This window comes from Bradyrhizobium rifense (assembly GCF_008123425.1).
Classification (GTDB): Bacteria; Pseudomonadota; Alphaproteobacteria; order Rhizobiales; family Xanthobacteraceae; genus Bradyrhizobium; species Bradyrhizobium rifense.
In genome coordinates this window covers 61,327-77,329 of sequence record NZ_VSSS01000057.1, presented here as the reverse complement: position 1 = coordinate 77,329, position 16,003 = coordinate 61,327, and the positions used below count along the sequence as shown (strand labels likewise).

13 protein-coding genes and 1 pseudogene are annotated in these 16,003 nt (G+C 58.2%); 11 read left to right on the top strand and 3 right to left on the bottom strand.

From position 1 onward, the window contains the following. Window positions 1-8: 8 nt before the first annotated feature. Window positions 9-659, bottom strand: a complete 651-nt coding sequence (locus FXB40_RS33725) for a DsbA family oxidoreductase (protein WP_148776601.1) — start codon at window positions 657-659, stop codon at window positions 9-11. 534 nt (window positions 660-1,193) lie between these two features. Between FXB40_RS33725 and FXB40_RS33720 the strand changes: the two genes are divergently transcribed. Further along, on the top strand, window positions 1,194-2,270 hold the full coding sequence (locus tag FXB40_RS33720) for a mandelate racemase/muconate lactonizing enzyme family protein (protein ID WP_148776600.1): 1,077 nt from the start codon (window positions 1,194-1,196) through the stop codon (window positions 2,268-2,270). A 19-nt stretch (window positions 2,271-2,289) separates the two neighbouring features. Here the strand turns inward: FXB40_RS33720 and FXB40_RS33715 are convergent, their stop codons facing one another. Continuing rightward, window positions 2,290-3,615 (bottom strand): adenylate/guanylate cyclase domain-containing protein, encoded by a 1,326-nt coding sequence (locus FXB40_RS33715; RefSeq protein ID WP_148776599.1) that lies wholly within the window; start codon window positions 3,613-3,615, stop codon window positions 2,290-2,292. A 447-nt stretch (window positions 3,616-4,062) separates the two neighbouring features. On the opposite strand from FXB40_RS33715, the gene FXB40_RS33710 reads away from it, so the two are divergent. After that, window positions 4,063-4,740, top strand: a complete 678-nt coding sequence (locus FXB40_RS33710) for a glutathione S-transferase family protein (protein ID WP_148776598.1) — start codon at window positions 4,063-4,065, stop codon at window positions 4,738-4,740. A gap of 427 nt (window positions 4,741-5,167) precedes the next feature. On the opposite strand, the gene yghU is transcribed toward FXB40_RS33710, so the two are convergent. After that, the gene (yghU, locus tag FXB40_RS33705) at window positions 5,168-6,043 is read right to left on the bottom strand and encodes a glutathione-dependent disulfide-bond oxidoreductase (RefSeq protein ID WP_148776597.1); all 876 of its coding nucleotides are present in this window, start codon (window positions 6,041-6,043) and stop codon (window positions 5,168-5,170) included. Between the two features lie 500 nt (window positions 6,044-6,543). Here yghU and FXB40_RS33700 point away from each other — a divergent pair, with 500 nt between their 5' ends. From FXB40_RS33700 to FXB40_RS33660, 9 genes and pseudogenes are all read left to right on the top strand, one after another. Further along, window positions 6,544-7,632, top strand: a complete 1,089-nt coding sequence (locus FXB40_RS33700) for a mandelate racemase/muconate lactonizing enzyme family protein (protein WP_210352202.1) — start codon at window positions 6,544-6,546, stop codon at window positions 7,630-7,632. A gap of 37 nt (window positions 7,633-7,669) precedes the next feature. Next, a complete protein-coding gene (locus FXB40_RS33695; protein ID WP_148776596.1) occupies window positions 7,670-8,569 on the top strand; it encodes an N-acyl homoserine lactonase family protein in 900 nt (299 codons plus the stop codon). Between the two features lie 340 nt (window positions 8,570-8,909). Next, window positions 8,910-10,619: a PQQ-dependent dehydrogenase, methanol/ethanol family gene (locus FXB40_RS33690; protein ID WP_148776595.1), complete on the top strand. Its 1,710-nt coding sequence runs from the start codon at window positions 8,910-8,912 to the stop codon at window positions 10,617-10,619. A gap of 128 nt (window positions 10,620-10,747) precedes the next feature. Next, window positions 10,748-11,965: a c-type cytochrome gene (locus FXB40_RS33685; RefSeq protein ID WP_148776594.1), complete on the top strand. Its 1,218-nt coding sequence runs from the start codon at window positions 10,748-10,750 to the stop codon at window positions 11,963-11,965. Between the two features lie 105 nt (window positions 11,966-12,070). Then, complete coding sequence (locus tag FXB40_RS33680) at window positions 12,071-12,493, top strand: VOC family protein (RefSeq protein WP_148776593.1); 423 nt, start codon at window positions 12,071-12,073, stop codon at window positions 12,491-12,493. 284 nt (window positions 12,494-12,777) lie between these two features. Then, window positions 12,778-13,620 carry an oxidoreductase gene (locus FXB40_RS33675; protein ID WP_148776592.1) on the top strand — a complete coding sequence of 281 codons (843 nt, stop codon included), beginning with the start codon at window positions 12,778-12,780 and terminating at the stop codon, window positions 13,618-13,620. Window positions 13,621-14,007: 387 nt separating this feature from the next. Continuing rightward, on the top strand, window positions 14,008-14,493 hold the full coding sequence (locus tag FXB40_RS33670) for a (2Fe-2S)-binding protein (RefSeq protein ID WP_148776591.1): 486 nt from the start codon (window positions 14,008-14,010) through the stop codon (window positions 14,491-14,493). Window positions 14,494-14,579: 86 nt separating this feature from the next. Next, a pseudogene (locus FXB40_RS33665) lies at window positions 14,580-15,593 on the top strand (xanthine dehydrogenase family protein molybdopterin-binding subunit); the annotation flags it as partial. 38 nt (window positions 15,594-15,631) lie between these two features. Continuing rightward, complete coding sequence (locus FXB40_RS33660; RefSeq protein WP_246208132.1) at window positions 15,632-15,946, top strand: DUF417 family protein; 315 nt, start codon at window positions 15,632-15,634, stop codon at window positions 15,944-15,946. Window positions 15,947-16,003: the final 57 nt, after the last annotated feature.

Below are 16,003 nucleotides of genomic sequence, written 5' to 3'. Positions count from 1 at the left end.
CGCGCCGGTCAGACGACTTCGGACACGGCCTTGCGGATGGCCTTCTCGAACGCCTCCGGCGGCCGGGCTCCTGTGATTAGGTAGCGATCGTTGACCACCACGGCGGGAACGCTGCTTATCCCTGCTCGATGCCATTTCTCTTCGGCGTCGCGCACCTCGTCAGTGTAGAGCCCCGAGGTGAGCACATCGCGCGCAGCCGCGCCTTCAAGGCCAACAGATTCAGCAGCGGCGACGAGCACGCTGTGATCACCGGGATTCTGCATGTTGGTATGGTAGGCGGCGAGCAGCGCGCGCTTCAGCTCTTCTTGCCGCCCCTCGATCCGCGCCCAGTGCAGCAATCGGTGCGCGTCAAATGTGTTGTAGAAGCGGGTTTCGTCGGTAGTCACCATGTCGAAGCCCACTTGCGCGGCGAGGGCACGCTGGCGCTCACGGTTCGCGATCGCCTGCTCGCGCCCGACATTGTATTTGCGGGCCACGTTGTCGAAACGGCTCTCACCCTCCGGCGGCATCGCTGGATTGAGTTCGAAGGGCTGGAAATGGATGTCAGCCGTCAATTGCCCTTCAAAGCGCTTCAGGGCAACATCCAGGTTTCCTAGCCCGATTACGCACCAGGGGCATGATACATCGGATATGAAGTCGATCTTGACCGTCTTAGTCATGGAAAGGTCGCTCGCTATTCGCTTGGTCACGTTTCGGGGACGCCACGCGTCTCCGAGCTCATTATCCAGATAGGGTGACTTAACCATCGGCTGAACCGCTGCTGGCAGGAATACACTCTTCCGTAGATCGGTACACTCATGTGCTTTCGGCCGGATGCATAAGCGCGTTCGGACACTGCCGGCAGCAACAGCCACCTAAAGCCAGACATACTGAATTACGCTGAGGGACATGGCCTTTTCATTCTGGGGACGGCAGACGCAATTCGATCAAAGAACAAGCAGACCACCAGCATTGTTTGTCGATGACGTCGATAATGCGGAGGGCGCCGCACCCTTGCTGCGCCCGCACCGCCCGTAAGCGAGCACTCGGCAAGGAGATTGCGGTTGGTTGATGCCCGGGTATGATGGCCTCTTGTATCGTCGCCCATGATCTTGCCAAAAGCGAGATAAGGGGCGCGCTATCCCGAACTGCGCCAGGGATCGCCGACACAGATATTTCAACCACTTCCGCGACGGCGCCCAGAGAGGAAGTCTATGAAGATCTCGCGCCTGCGTACCCGCGTCGCCCACTTGCCTGTCGCAAAGCCCTTTTCGACAGGCAGGTACGACGTGCGGTTGGTCGACTGTGTGTGCGTATTTCTGGAGACGGACGAGGGTCTCGTCGGGGAGGGGATGTGTTATGTGACGAATGGGCGTCGACTAAAAGTGCTGCGGGAGATGATCGTAAGCCTCGAGCATCTTGTCGTTGGTCTCGAGCTCGGCCAGAGCGGCAGCTTTGTTGTCAACGCGTTCAATGATGTTCGCGCCTTTGGGCGACAAGGGATTTCGGCTCTGGCGATTTCTGCCGTAGAGGAGGCGCTTTGGGACGTGCGAGGCAAGCAATTTGGCGTCAACATTTCTCATATTCTTGGCGCCTGTCGAACCACCGTGCCCAGCTACGTGAACTCATTGTGGCTATCGGCAACGATCGACGAACTTCACAAGGAAGCAGAGGGCCTCGTGAGGCAGGGCTTTCGTGCGATCAAGATGCACGTTGGATTGCCAGATCCCGACAAAGACGTGGAGCGTGTCAGGGCGGTTCGAGAGATGTTGGGTCCGGATGTCGTACTGCTGGTTGATGCAGCGCAACTGATTGCGTCGCCTGAGGCGTCGATCAAGCTTGCGCGCCGCATCGAGGAGTTCGATATCGGTTGGTACGAAGAACCCGTCATGGGCAGCAATCCGCTTTCAGAAGCCAAGGTCGCCGCCGCTATCGATATCCCGGTTGCAACCGGAGAGTACACGTATAACCACCAAGGCATTTTTGAGCTGCTGCAGCTCAAGGCTGCTGATATACTGATGCCTGATCTGCAAAGGATGGGCGGGCCGACCGAGTTCCTAAAAGCCGCGGCCATTTGCGAGGCATTCGATATCCCTGTGTCGTCCCATGTCTTTCCGCAAATGAGCCTTGCGCTCATGGCGTGCGTGCCCAACGCGAGCTATCATGAATATATCAATTGGTTTGACGCGCTCTACCAGGAGCCCCTGTTGAGGGACGAAAGAGGCGCAAGCATCGTGCCTAACAGGCCAGGTTGGGGCTTCACCATCGACCCGTCCGTATTGGCGGACTGATGCTCCCGGCGCTCATCTTTCACGCGCTGGCTGCAAACAAATCCCATCGACCGGGAAGGCCTTTGAGTTCATATGCTCCCCGCTCGTCGAATTTCAGTGCGGCGCCCGCCACGAGATCCGAGACAACGCGAGATACGAGGACCTCCTCGGGCCCCGAATTTGCCATGACACGGGCCGCCGCGTGAACTGCGATGCCACCGATATCGCGGCCCCTGACCTCGATTTCTCCCGTATGCAGACCCGAACGCAGGGGCAGGCCAATCTGCTTGGCTGCGGCCGAGAACGCCAGCGCGCAACGTACAGCACGACCTGGTCCGTCGAAGGTTGCGAGAATGCCGTCACCGGTGCTCTTGATCAGGTTGCCACGGTGTCTTTCGACCATCTGGCGTGCCAGCTGATCGTGACTGTCCAGCAATCGACGCCAATTCTGGTCGCCCATTTCGGCAGCGCGACGAGTTGAATCGACGATGTCGGTGAACAGCACTGTCGCCAGGATGCGCTCCAGATCCGCCGATACAGTCTCGCGATGCCCGGTGATGAACTCTTCAATATCACCGAGCAATGCCTCTACGTCGCCTGACCAGAATGCATGATCCCCGCCGGGATATTCGATATATTTGGCGTCGGGAATTCGCGCAGCGAAGTCGCGTCCCAAACGGACGGGGACCAGTGCGTCGGCTGTACGGTGCAGCACGAGTGTCGGGATCCGCACAGCCGGAAGGATATGACCGACGTCGATCTGGAAGTTTAACAATTGAGTAGCCTTCATTGCGCCGGGGCTCGCCGACAGGCGCTCGAACTTGGCAAACTTCGCGACAGCGTCAGGGTCGGACGCCCTGCTGGATATCACACCTTTCATCAGGGCACCGGTCCCCCAATTCTTCATCTGTTCCTGAGCGATCACCTCTGGATCAGCGTCCGTAAAAAGATCCCGGTAGCGGACAAACGCTCCGAACAAAGCGAGGTGCGAAACGCGCTCGGGGTAGGACGCAGCGAACATTGCGCTCATTGCGCAACCCTCGGAAAATCCGAGCAGAGCCGCACGCTGTGCGCCAACGGAGTCCAGAACAGCTCGCACGTCGTCCATGCGCTCTTCGAGCGTAGGGGCGCCTGAAATCCTGTCCGAAAGTCCTTGGCCGCGCTTATCAAAGGTGATGACGCGCGCGAATTTTGAAAGACGTTGGAGGAACGCCGTATACCCGGACATCTCGTGCAAGAACTCGACGTGCGAAATGGCGCCCGGGATGGCGATGATATTGATGGGGCCATCCCCCATGGTTTGATAAGCGACGCTTATGTCGCCGCTCATCGCGTACCGTGTCAACGGCAGTTCTGAATAGCTCATTTGGTGGCCATACCCAGTGGTCGTAGCTCTGTCGGCTGCATGATAACACCGCCCAAATTGCTGCGCGAGGTTTGTTCGGGTCATTCGCATCGTTGTGAGGACGCCGAGTGTCGGTGCGAAGTGGACATTCGGGGTAACACGGTGCGAACGCGCTATTGGACCGAAAAGTTCGCGCGACCTCGAGAATGCCGAGTAATCTGAATGAGAGATAAGGCTATCTCGGAAAAGCGTTTGATAGCGATAGCGGTCGGTGCCTAGCGTGAAATCGCTCGAGCGCAAACCTACGACGCAGATAAGCTAGTGCAACGGGGACGAGTGCGTACAAAACCACTGAAGTTGTTCCGTTGCGGGGACCGTCAGAGGGACGGCTTGCGCGTCTTATCTGACGAATTGGCGACACCTCCAAATGCAAATAGCTGGAGCGATGTCCAAGCAAAAGGGAACAGAATGACTGGGATCGTCCTCTATGGTTTCGACGGCAGTACGTATGTCCGGACAGTCCGGATGCTGCTCGCCGAGAAAGGCGCGCGATACGAACAGGTGCCAGTGAATGTGCTCAAAGGCGAACCGCGCCAGTCCGAGCACATGGCGCGCCATCCGTTCGGCAAAGTGCCCGTGCTGGACCACGATGGCTTCCGCATCATCGAAACCGGCGCTATCGCGCCATATCTGGACGAAGTGCTGCCGGGCCCGTCGTTCACGCCGGATAGTTCAAAGGACCGAGCGCGAATGCGCATGGCGATGGGGATCATTGATTCCTATGGCTACGGCGCGCTGATTGCTGTCGCTGGATATCACTTTTTTCCCGACTTGATCGGCGAGCCGGATGAAGAAGCGAGAAAGCATGCGATCGTTAGCAGCCGTCGTGTGCTGCAGGAGCTTATGAAGATTCGTGGCGGCAGTGCCTTTATCGCAGGCGAGCCTCCCTCACTCGCTGATTTCTACGTCGCTCCGATCTGTTGCCTCGTGTCACTGACCCCGGATGCTAACGAAGTCTTCGCGGTGGAGGGTTTCACCAGATGGTGGGAGCAGGTTCAAGCAATGCCGAGCTACCAGGCGACTGCACCCCGGTTCGGCTGGGATCTGTTATTTGCTGCCGCAGCGGCGGGTAGAGGCGTGAGCTGAGGCGGGCGAGGCGACCTCAGAGGTTGCGGCGGATTTCGTGGGCGCCGTAACCGAGCCTCCAGCGCAGCAGCGCGCGCGGAGTCACGCCTTCAGCATAGCCGCCTTCAGTGGCGATCGGGTCGACGCTGGCGTGGCTGGTCTTGATCAGATGAACGGCGCGTTCATGCGTACAAATCTATGACCATTTCCTGTTATCAGTCGCCGCAGGGCGATTTCGATGCTCCCTGTGAACGCGAGTAATCTGGAGGATATCGCATAGCTCGTCCGGCGTGTAGCCCGCCGCGCGGCGAAAATGATTCATCTTCGTTCGCGCTCAAGCGGCTAAAATCAACCTGCGACTACGCTTGACATGCTACAGCGCGGTGCCACTAGATGTGCCTTCAAGAGTTACGGAATGGCGCTGCCGGCGCGTGCCCGCTGCAAGTGGCTACCTTCCGGTTGTGAGTTTGTCTTGCGTTTTCGTCTCAAAATCGCTGGCGTCGTGCCGCTCATGCAGTTGGCTTGACGCGTCGCCAGTGACGCGGTTGACCATTCGCCCACGTTGGACGGCCGGCCGCTCGGCGATTGAGTCTACCCAGCGCGCAATATTCTTGTACTCCTGTGCTTGAAGGAACTCAGCCGCTCCGTAAAGCCAACCCCTCGTCAGGCCAGCGTACCAGGGCCACGCGCCGATATCGGCGATTGTGTAGTCGCTGCCAGCGATAAATTCGTTCGTTGCGAGCCGCCGGTCGAGCACGTCGAGTTGGCGTTTTGTCTCCATGGAGAATCGATCTATGGCATATTCGATCTTGGTCGGCGCGTACGCGTAAAAGTGGCCGAAGCCTCCGCCCACGTATGGCGCGCTTCCTGCCTGCCAGAACAGCCATGACATGCATTCGGCTCGTGCACCGGGTTCGGTCGGCAGGAAGGCGTCGAATTTCTCGGCCAAGTATATCAAGATCGCTCCGGAGTCGAAGACCCGGATCGGCGATGGTCCGCTTTGATCGACCATGGCCGGGATCTTGGAGTTGGGGTTCAGCGCAACGAAGCCGCTCCCAAATTGGTCGCCGCGGTCGATTCTGATGAGCCAGGCGTCGTATTCTGCGCCGCTGTTGCCAAGCGCCAGCAGCTCCTCAAGCATGACAGCCACCTTCACGCCGTTTGGCGTCCCCTGGGAATAGAGTTGGATGGGGTGGCGGCCGAGTGGGAGTTCCTTGTCGTGCGTCGGGCCTGCGACCGGTCGGTTGATATTCGCGAACCGTCCGCCATTCGGCTTGTCCCAACTCCAAACTTTCGGCGGCGCATATTCAAACGAGGAAGTCATTCTAAAAACTCCAGGTCGTTCCTCACCGCAAGTCTAATCGCCAGTACGAGAGAAATCGCATCGGTCACTTCAGCCTATGTCTCCTCCGTACGACCGTGAATGCCCGTTGTCCGGTGCACACTGTTTCGTTGAGCGATCGAGTGTGAGATCGAGGTTGGATCTTTGGAAGCAACGGATCCGTCCTACTGTCGACTGACCCAGTTAGATCAGTCCGTTTCAGCCCGCTGACACGGCGGGATGCGATTTCGCGAGCAATTTTGACTTATGGGCACACCTCGCCGGTCTGTTCACAATCTGCGGCCGAGATAGGTGCAATCTGAATTATTCGTTTTTCGGATCGACGTTGTGCCCTTACCAAGTGGCGACGCCCCTTAACCGGGCCATTGCCGATGTCCTCGCACCACGCGACGCCGGCGCGCCTGCCGCATATGAGACGAGGTCAATGGAGAGCTCCAGTGCCACTTGACCAGGAAACTGCGGACCGAGATGTGAAGATTGCGATGATCGAGGTCATCGCGGTCAGTATCCCGTTCGCAGGAGGCAGTAGATCAGCCGAATCGGCGTGGGGAGGAAAGAATGCCGGTAGCGCCGACTCGTTGCTGGTCAAGGTAACGACCGAGGGCGGAATTGTCGGTTGGGGTGAAGCGTTCGGCTTCACCGCAATTCCCGCCGTCAGAGCTGCGATAGAACAGGTTATCGCTCCCTTGTGTATCGGCCTCAGCGCGTTGAACATCGGATCGTTGATGCTCGACGTTCAGAAACGCCTTCACATATTCGGGCGAAGCGGCGCCATCATGTTCGGGATTTCCGCGATCGATACTGCGTTATGGGATATCCTGGGAAAGGTAACCGGCCAACCTGTACACCGACTATTGGGTGGTGCAGCAGTGTCCGAGTTGACTTGCTATGCAAGTCTCGTTCGCTACACTGATCCGCAGCTTCTTGTCGAGAACGTCAATCGAGCTCTGGCCGATGGCTTCTCCCATCTGAAGCTCCATGAAATCACTGTGGATGCAGTCCGTGAGGCACGAAATGCCGCCGGAGACAACGTGGAGATCACGCTGGACGTCAACTGCCCATGGACCGTGCGCCAGGCGCTCGATATGAGCGCCAAGCTGCGACAGTTTAATCTGCGCTGGCTGGAAGAGCCCATTTGGCCTCCAGAGAACTTTGGCGGTTTGGCTCGATTGCGTCGTGAGGGTGGAATACCCATTGCGGCAGGAGAAAATGTTTCAACGTTGGTTGAGTTTCAACAGATGCTTTCGGCTGGCGCGGTCGACGTCGTTCAGCCCAGCCCGGCCAAGATGGGAGGCATCTCGGAACTTCAGAAAGTGTTCTCGCTTGCCGCGGCAAACGCGACCGAGGTGATGGTCCACTCGTTCTATGATGGTCCCGGATTGCTTGCGAGCGTACACGCAAGCGCCGCACTAGGCTCAAAAGACTCCCTGGTGGAGTGGCGGTACTTCGACCTTGAGGCACAGCTATATGGGGATGCTATGCGGCCGCGGAACGGAACGATCACTGTTCCTCAAGGGCCCGGTCTGGGATTCGACCCTGACGCCGACGTAGTTCGGAGCTTCCGAGTCTGAAGTTGAGTTCTTTTTCAGCGATCGTATGGATAGAAACATGCTTCTCAGGCGCTACCTTGTTTACGCAGGTGTGTTGTTGCTCCTGGTACTATCTGTATCCGTGGGTACCAAGAATGTTTCTTCGCGAGAGTTGCCGGACGCGAGTAGCGCTGGTTTCGTGGAGAAGCTCTACAGGCTGGATTGCGGGCACTCGCTTGCCAACGATCAATCGGTTTGGACTCCGGGCGAAAACCAGGGACACAGCATCGAGTTTTCATCAACCTGTTGGCTGGTTAAGCGCGGAAACCAGTGGTTGCTTTGGGATACTGGAGTGCCGGAGGCGACGGTTAACGATCCGAACGGTTGGTCGACACTGCCAAAGCTGATCGTTTATCGCTTGGACAAGACCTTAACGAGTCAGCTTGCGGAGATCGGTCTCAAGCCGTCCGACGTTGCTTACGTCGCCATTTCCCACACCCACGGGGATCACATCGGCAATGTCGGGCTGTTTCCTGATGCCAGGATCCTGATGCAGCGAGCAGAGTATGAGTGGATACATGGAAGCAATGGGCCAAACGAAAACGTGAATCAGCTGATGGCGCTGGCGCGCCGCCTGCTTGGAAATCCCAAGGGCATGCGACTGATTGACGGAGATCTCGACGTATTCGATGACGGAAGTGTTACGCTCATATCTACGCCAGGACATACGCCCGGTAGCCAGTCGCTGCTCGTCCACCTCAGAAATTCCGGCTTCATCATACTGTCGGGCGATGTCGTCCATCTCGAAGAGAATTTCGCCAAGAGCAGGGTTCCTTCGCTCAATACCGATAAACGGGCATCCGTGGAATCGATGGACAAGATCCGGCAGATCATCAAGACCTACAATGCCACAATGTTCATCAATCACGACAAGAAGCAAACCGACGGCCTTAAGTTGCTGCCGGCATTCTATGACTGACTTGTTGTGAACCGCCAGCCCTTCAAACTCGTAGACGGTCCCTCGATCGTTGATCGAAGGCCAAAGCGTCGTTCCGCCGTTCAAGTAACGCTGGCTCGCGCAACATGGCCGGCAGCATGCAAACATATCGCGGATGTGTACGGACCGCTCGTCCAGGTTTTTGGGGTGCGATTGGTCGGCCGGTCCTGCCGTTGTTTCGCTTGACGGGACAGTGTCTTTCTAGCGGGAGATCTTCGATCCGGCAGCAATCGTCGTAGACTAGCGTGATGAATCTGCGGCTGCGTCGGTACGCGCGGCGCCACTTGTCGACCCGGTGATAACAATGTCCAGGAGGAAACGAATGACAGGCAGAAAGTTCATTGCGGCCATTTCGATCGCGATCGGTGCGGCTGCCGCAGCGTTCGTTGCCGGTGCCAACGACTCGGTCGTCAAGGCCGTCGCCAATACCGATCAGTGGGCGATCGCCGGCCATGATTATGGCAATACGCGCTTCAGTCCTCTCAGTCAGATCAATTCGGACAACGCCAGCAAGCTGTCCCTGGCCTATTCGTTTTCACTCGGTTCGCTGCGGTCGAACGAGTCGTCGCCGATCGTGATCGGAAACACGCTGTATGTCTCGACCTCGTGGGGTCCGAAATATGTTTACGCGCTCGACGCCGCGACCGGCGCACGCAAGTGGACCTATGAGCCGGAGATTCCGGACGATGTGTTACAGTACGCCTGCTGCGACGTGGACAACCGTGGCGTCACCTTCGCGGATGGAAAGATTTTCGTTGGCCGGCTCGACGGCAAGTTGACGGCGCTCAACGCAGAAACAGGTAAAGAACTCTGGACCACTGAGGTCGTCGACTACAAGCAAGGGTCAGTCATCACTTCTCCTCCGCTGGTCGTGCGCGACAAGGTGATCACTGGCTTCGGTGGCGGCGAATATGGCGTTCGCGGTGCGCTTCAGGCGTTCGATTTGAATACCGGTAAGCAGGTCTGGAAAACATTTACCGTCCCGGCGCCGGGGGAGCCTGCGAGCGAAACCTGGAAAGGTGACACAGGATTAAGGGGCGGCGGAGTTCCGTGGCTGGTCGGCTCGTACGACGCCAAGACCGATACCGTCTATTGGGGTACCAGCAACGCGGGCCCGTGGAATACAAGCGTCCGTTCTACCGGCGACGGCAATTTCGGAAAGCTGACAAACTTGTACACATCCTCCACGCTTGCGCTTGATCCGAATACCGGCAAGATCAAGTGGCATATTCAGAGTACTCCGGCCGACGCGTGGGACTACGACGGCGTTAATGAGAATGTTCTGGCCGACCTGAGCATCGGCGGCAGCACGGTTCCCGCTCTGATGAAAGCTGACCGCAACGGCTTCTTCTTCGTCGCCAATCGCGAAACCGGCAAGCTTCTGTCTGCCGAGAAGTTTGTCTTCGCCAATTGGGCGGAAAAGTGGGACGTCGCAACGTTGCGCGCTGTCGAGAATCCCGACAAACGTCCCGGGCCCGGCCATCCGGTCAAGGACATCTGTCCGAACGTGATCGGCGGCAAGAACTGGCAGCCGATGTCATTCAATCCGCAGACCGGGCTGGTCTATATTCCGTCCAACAATTTCTGCATGGACTTTTCAAACACCGATGTCTCGTATAAGCGCGGCCTGTTCTATCTGGGCGCCGATTTCCCAGCCAAAGAAGGTCCGGGAGGTTTCCTTGGTGAGTTGATGGCGTGGGACCCGGTCAATAACAAGAAGGTGTGGTCAATCAAGCAGGACCTGCCGTTCAACGGCGGCACGTTGACCACCGGTGGAAACCTGGTCTTCTACGGCAATCTGCACGGTGACTTCCACGCAATTGATGCCACAAACGGCAATATCCTCTGGAAGAAAAACCTTGGTTCCGGCATCGGAGCTGGCCCCGTGACTTACGCTGTCGACGGCAAGCAATATGTCGCCGTCGTCGTTGGTCGTACGGCTTCTATTCCCGCATTCCTGGGAGAGATCGGAAAGAAGATGACCGCAGCTGCACCTGAAGGTGGCTCGCTCTTCGTATTTGCAGTTCAATAGCCAACCAATCGGGCATCGTCCGTCGCACCGGCGCCCTGTGTGACGGACGAAAGGATCCTGATCGTCGAACGAGCCTGCAGAACTGAGCTTCCGTTCCGTACATCGTGCACAACAAAGGGGAACCGTGGATGTCAGTGAACGTCACGGGTAACTTCAAGGTCTCATGCGGAAAATTCTACGTACTCTTGCGTGCGAGTCCTCTAGCGTTGATGGTTATTCTTGCGCCGGTCGGTGCGAGCTCCAGCGTCAATGCGGACGACATCAAGCCGCTACGTCTGTGCGCAGATCCGACTAATCTACCGTACTCCAGCGATGATGCTTCCGAGCCAGGATTCTATCTCGAGGTCGGTCAGGCGATCGGAAAGGCGCTGGGTCGTCCTGTGACTTACAATTGGTACAAGACCTATTTTGGCAAGCGCAGCGTGCGCGTCACCTTGCTGGGAAAGCAATGCGACGCAATGATGGGCTTGCCGCTCTCCGACGACTTCATGGGGCCTGCGGTTATCTTCTCTCGAAAGATTTCGGAGCAGGCCTACGCCGTCGTCACCGGGAAAGACCAAGTCGTCGGCAGCATCGACGATCTGAGGGGGAAGCGAGTGGCGGTCCAGTACCAAACCACACCACAAGACCTGCTCGCTCTTCGGGATGATATCGAAAAGGTCACCGTAATGAGCCCGGACGACGGCATGAAGGCGTTGGATCTCGGTACGGTGGAGGTCGCCTTTGTCTGGGGACCAACTGCCGGCTGGCTTAACAAGACGAAATACCAAAACCGCTACAAGATCCGCACCGTCGAAGGGAGGGGATTATCTTGGGACGCCGCGATTGGATTTGCGAAAACATCGGCAGAACTCCGCGATCAGGTCGATGCGGTCTTGCCGGGCCTCGATCAGACAATTGGTGATCTGGCCACAAAATATGGCCTGCCAGGCGACACTTCGACCAGGCTCCTGGTATCCGAAAATTCGCCGAGCCTATTTGTCCTCCCGACAGCCGCGACAGAGGTCCCTTCTGCTGCGCACTCCCCTTCGGTCAATGTTATAGCGAAGGAATCGGAAGCGCATGCAGGTGACTCCGGCAGTACCGAGGCAGGCAGGGAAATCTTCAATTCAACGTGCGCTCATTGCCACGGGACCGACGCTGTGCAGGGCGAGCGTCGGATCGATCTCCGAAGATTGCAGCTTCGTTATGGCGAGAATGCGCGCTCGACGTTCTGGGCAACCGTCCGCGAGGGGCGCCCCTCGAAAGGCATGCCGGCCTGGAAAGACGTCTTTACTGACGAGGATTTCAACAACATATACGCCTATCTGGCCACCGTGCAGGCCTCGGCTGGTTCCGCGAATTGAAGGGGCCCACCAGGAGTTCGGACCTAATTCGGTCGACCGGTGGGTTCGGCGACGGCCTGAATGAGAGATGCTTCACTAACGCGCGCGAGCGCCAGGAGATGAGCTATGCAGGATAATGTCCCGTTGACGGCCGGCGTCGATCACGTCGGACTTGCCGTAAAAGATCTAGCGCTTGCGCGTGGCTTCTTTTGTGATTGCCTTGGTTGGAGAGTTGTTGGCGAAAACCAGAATTATCCAGCGTCGTTCGTGTCGGATGGAAATGGGATCGTGACGCTCTGGCAGGTCGAAGACCCCGAGAAATGTGTGCCGTTCGACCGCCGTCGCAACGTCGGTTTGCATCATCTCGCTCTGAAGGTTGTAGACCGCAGCGCGCTTGACGCATTGCACGCGCGTGTCGCGGCATGGCCCGGCATCGTGGTTGAGTTTGCGCCGGAACGATCTGGCAAGGGTCCGAAGGTGCACTTTATGGTGCGAGAGCCGGGCGGTACCCGGGTCGAGTTCGCTTGCGTTTCCCCTGCCGTCGGATAACGGGATTCGAATCGAGTCCAACGTAACGGGTCCATACGGTTGGCATATCGCTGCAACGATGATCAGGACCGGCGTCTTCCGAGGATGGTGAGCTCGATCGCCATTCTCGTGCTGTCACGGGGCGCATTTCGTCTTCTCGGTGTCGCGTAGGAGATCGCGAGGTTGGTGGCCCGGGTAGGCGCTAGCGGTTATGGTGAGGGCCCCGACGAGTGCGAGGTTCATCGCTCGCGACAATACATACCCGCAGCGGTAAATCTGTGCCGCGCGCGACCACGGAGAAGTTTGTGACGACGCATGATAGGCGCAACATCTTGATTACCGGCGTTGGCTCCGGGTTGGGGAAAGCATTTGCAGCGGAGGCGCTTTCATCCGGATACTTGGTCGTAGGGACGGTGCGGAGCGAGGAGGCCAGGTTGGCCTTCGAGGCGACGCATCCGTCTCGAGCCCGGGCCCTGCTACTGGACGTCACCGATTTCGCGGCAATCGGTCCTGCTGTTGCGAAGGTTGAACGCGAAGTTGCTCCGATCGATGTTGTCGTGAACAATGCCGGATATGGGCACGAAGGTGTCCTCGAAGAGTCTCCACTGGAGGAGATTAAGCGGCAATTCGACGTGAACGTATTCGGCGCAGTTGCGATGATGAAGGCTGTACTGCCCTACATGCGCGAGAGGCGCCGCGGACATATCGTCAACGTCACCTCGATGGCCGGATACGTGGGTTTGGCGGGCATCGCCTATTACGCGGGCAGCAAGTTCGCTCTCGAGGGTATCTCGGAGGTGCTGGCGAAGGAAGTTCATCACCTCGGCATCCGGGTAACTGCGATCGCGCCGGGCTCCTTCCGAACCGACTGGGCAGGGCGGTCGATGGTTCGGAGTCCGCGGAGCATAGCCGATTACGACTTACTCTTTGATCCTGTCCGACAAGCCCGTGCGGAAAAAAGTGGAAAGCAATCTGGAGATCCTGCACGGGCCGCCCGAGCGCTGCTGAGGGTCGTGGAAGCCGAGGACCCGCCGGTGCATCTTCTGCTTGGTACCGATGCCCTGAAGCTGGTTCGCCAAAAGCTGGAATCGCTTCAGCACGAGATCGATGCTTGGGAATCGATAACGCGATCGACTGAGTTTGCATAGGATCTTGGAGGCGACATGCTCAAGCGGCAGGCCCCGCGACATATCCGTCGGCCGGTCTTCGAATCTAACAGTTGGAGCCGTTATTGAACAGTCTGGTACCACTGATTTCATATCGACCGGAGCTATGGCCGTCCTTTACGTTCGAATAAAACTCACGAACAGCTGCGACTGTTGCGGTGTAGAGCCGCGCTGACGCTTTCGAGGTTTTGGATGATGCGTGGACCCAGGCTGTATGTGCGAGGTGCTACGGTCTATCTGACACCTAACGTATTCGCGTTGCGACAGTGACGCAGCGATCTGACAGTTCGTATCCGCAAGCCAATGTGCGGACTTCCGTGCGCCATCTCGCGAGAGATGCTCGGAGGTGAACAAGAGGGAGGTCCGGGCGTGCCGACAGTCGATTTGACGATCAACGGGAAGGCTGTATCTGTAGACGTTGAGGATAGAGCCCTCCTTGTCCACGTCTTGCGCGAGACCCTCAATCTGACCGGCACCCATGTCGGCTGTGATACCAGCCAGTGCGGCGCCTGTGTCGTCCATGTCGACGGCCGAGCGGTAAAATCGTGTACCATGCTGGCGGGACAGGCCGTAGGCTGCGACGTCACTACAATTGAAGGCATTGCCAAGGGCGACGAGCTACACCCGATGCAGGCTGCCTTCCGCGACAACCACGGCCTGCAGTGCGGCTACTGCACCCCGGGCATGATCATGTCGTCAATCGACATCGTGAACCGCCATGGCGGTAAACTGGACGAGGCGACCGTCCGGCACGAGCTTGAAGGCAACATCTGCCGCTGCACCGGATACCACAATATCGTCAAATCGGTGCTGGACGCGGCCGGCCGCATGAATGTCTCGCAGGCGGCGGAATAGCTGCCGCAGACCATCGGCTTGAATTGATGACCGCTGCGTTTCCATGGAAACCGCAGAAACAATAACTCCGGTCGGGAGGACAGGACATGGGCGTTGAGGGCATTGGCGCAAGCGTCAAACGTAAGGAAGACCGCCGTTTTATTACCGGCAAGGGCCGCTACGTTGACGACATCAAGTTGGTGGGCTTGACACACGCGCATTTCATCCGCAGTCCACACGCGCATGCCAAGGTCAAGGGCATCGCGTTATCCGAAGCGGTGAAGATGCCCGGCGTGGTCGCGGTGCTCACCGGCCAGCAGATCGTCGATGACAAGGTCGGCAATTTGATTTGCGGCTGGGCCATCACGTCGAAAGACGGCTCGCCGATGAAGATGGGGGCGTGGCCGGCGATGGCGCCGGAGACCGTGCGCTTCGTGGGGCAGGCGGTCGCTGTTGTGATCGCCGAAACCAAGAATCAGGCCAAGGACGCCGCGGAGGCCGTCGTCGTCGATTATGAAGAGCTTGAGGCCGTGCCTGATATCCCCGCCGCCATTAAGCAGGGCGCGCCGCAGTTGCATCCGGAGGCGCCGGGTAACGTGGTCTACGACTGGCATATCGGCGATGAGGCGGCAGTAAAAGGCGCGTTTGCCAAGGCGGCGAACGTGGTGGAAATGGACCTCACCAACAACCGCCTTGCGCCGAACCCGATGGAGCCGCGCTCAGCGATCGCCGACTACGAAGCGGCCGAAGAACACTACACGCTCTACACGACTTCGCAGAATCCTCACGTAGCCCGTCTCGTTCTGTCAGCCTTCTACAACATCGCGCCGGAGCACAAGCTGCGGGTCATTGCGCCTGACGTCGGCGGGGGCTTCGGTTCCAAGATCTACATCTATCCGGAAGAGATGGTGGCGCTGTGGGCGTCGAAGAAGGTCGGCCGCCCGGTGAAGTGGACCAGTGATCGGACCGAAGCCTTCCTCACAGACCACCATGGCCGCGACCATATCTCGAAGGCGGAGATGGCGTTCGACAAGGACAACAAGATCCTGGGGCTTCGCGTCAAGACCCACGCCAATTTCGGCGCCTACATGTCGCTGTTCTCGTCAGCGGTACCGACCTATAGGCGGAGCGGCTTGTCCCCTTCATCAGCAACGGCCCGTTGATTTCTTGGCTATACCTCGTCTTCAGTCACCAGGCTGCGAGCTGGTTACTTGGCGTCTCCGAGTGGGCCTTTGGCGCACTGTTGTTTGCAGGCTATTGGGATAAGCGGCTCGGCATCCTAGGGGCGCTCGGTTCGACTGCGACGTTCATCGGCACAGTCACGATCATTCCCTTCATGCCGGACGGCTGGGATCCTGTGGCCGGTTTTCCAGCCATGACTGGCAATGTCCCGTTTCTGATGAAGGACGTCGTGCTGCTGGCCGTATCACTTTACATCTTGAAGCAGGACCTTGTTCGCGTCGCGCAACGATGAAGGATCCTGGTGAAACCGGCCGCGATAGGCTGCGCGGCCAGGTTGAGCCTCAAGTGC

Bases quoted from the DNA above. Each gene is read 5' to 3' on its own strand.
- FXB40_RS33725 (WP_148776601.1), bottom strand. From the start codon at position 659: ATGACTAAGACGGTCAAGATCGACTTCATATCCGATGTATCATGCCCC.
- FXB40_RS33700 (WP_210352202.1), top strand. From the start codon at position 6,544: ATGATCGAGGTCATCGCGGTCAGTATCCCGTTCGCAGGAGGCAGTAGA.
- FXB40_RS33680 (WP_148776593.1), top strand. From the start codon at position 12,071: ATGCAGGATAATGTCCCGTTGACGGCCGGCGTCGATCACGTCGGACTT.
- FXB40_RS33690 (WP_148776595.1), top strand. From the start codon at position 8,910: ATGACAGGCAGAAAGTTCATTGCGGCCATTTCGATCGCGATCGGTGCG.
- FXB40_RS33715 (WP_148776599.1), bottom strand. From the start codon at position 3,615: ATGAGCTATTCAGAACTGCCGTTGACACGGTACGCGATGAGCGGCGAC.
- yghU (WP_148776597.1), bottom strand. From the start codon at position 6,043: ATGACTTCCTCGTTTGAATATGCGCCGCCGAAAGTTTGGAGTTGGGAC.
- FXB40_RS33685 (WP_148776594.1), top strand. From the start codon at position 10,748: ATGTCAGTGAACGTCACGGGTAACTTCAAGGTCTCATGCGGAAAATTC.
- FXB40_RS33720 (WP_148776600.1), top strand. From the start codon at position 1,194: ATGAAGATCTCGCGCCTGCGTACCCGCGTCGCCCACTTGCCTGTCGCA.
- FXB40_RS33695 (WP_148776596.1), top strand. From the start codon at position 7,670: ATGCTTCTCAGGCGCTACCTTGTTTACGCAGGTGTGTTGTTGCTCCTG.
- FXB40_RS33710 (WP_148776598.1), top strand. From the start codon at position 4,063: ATGACTGGGATCGTCCTCTATGGTTTCGACGGCAGTACGTATGTCCGG.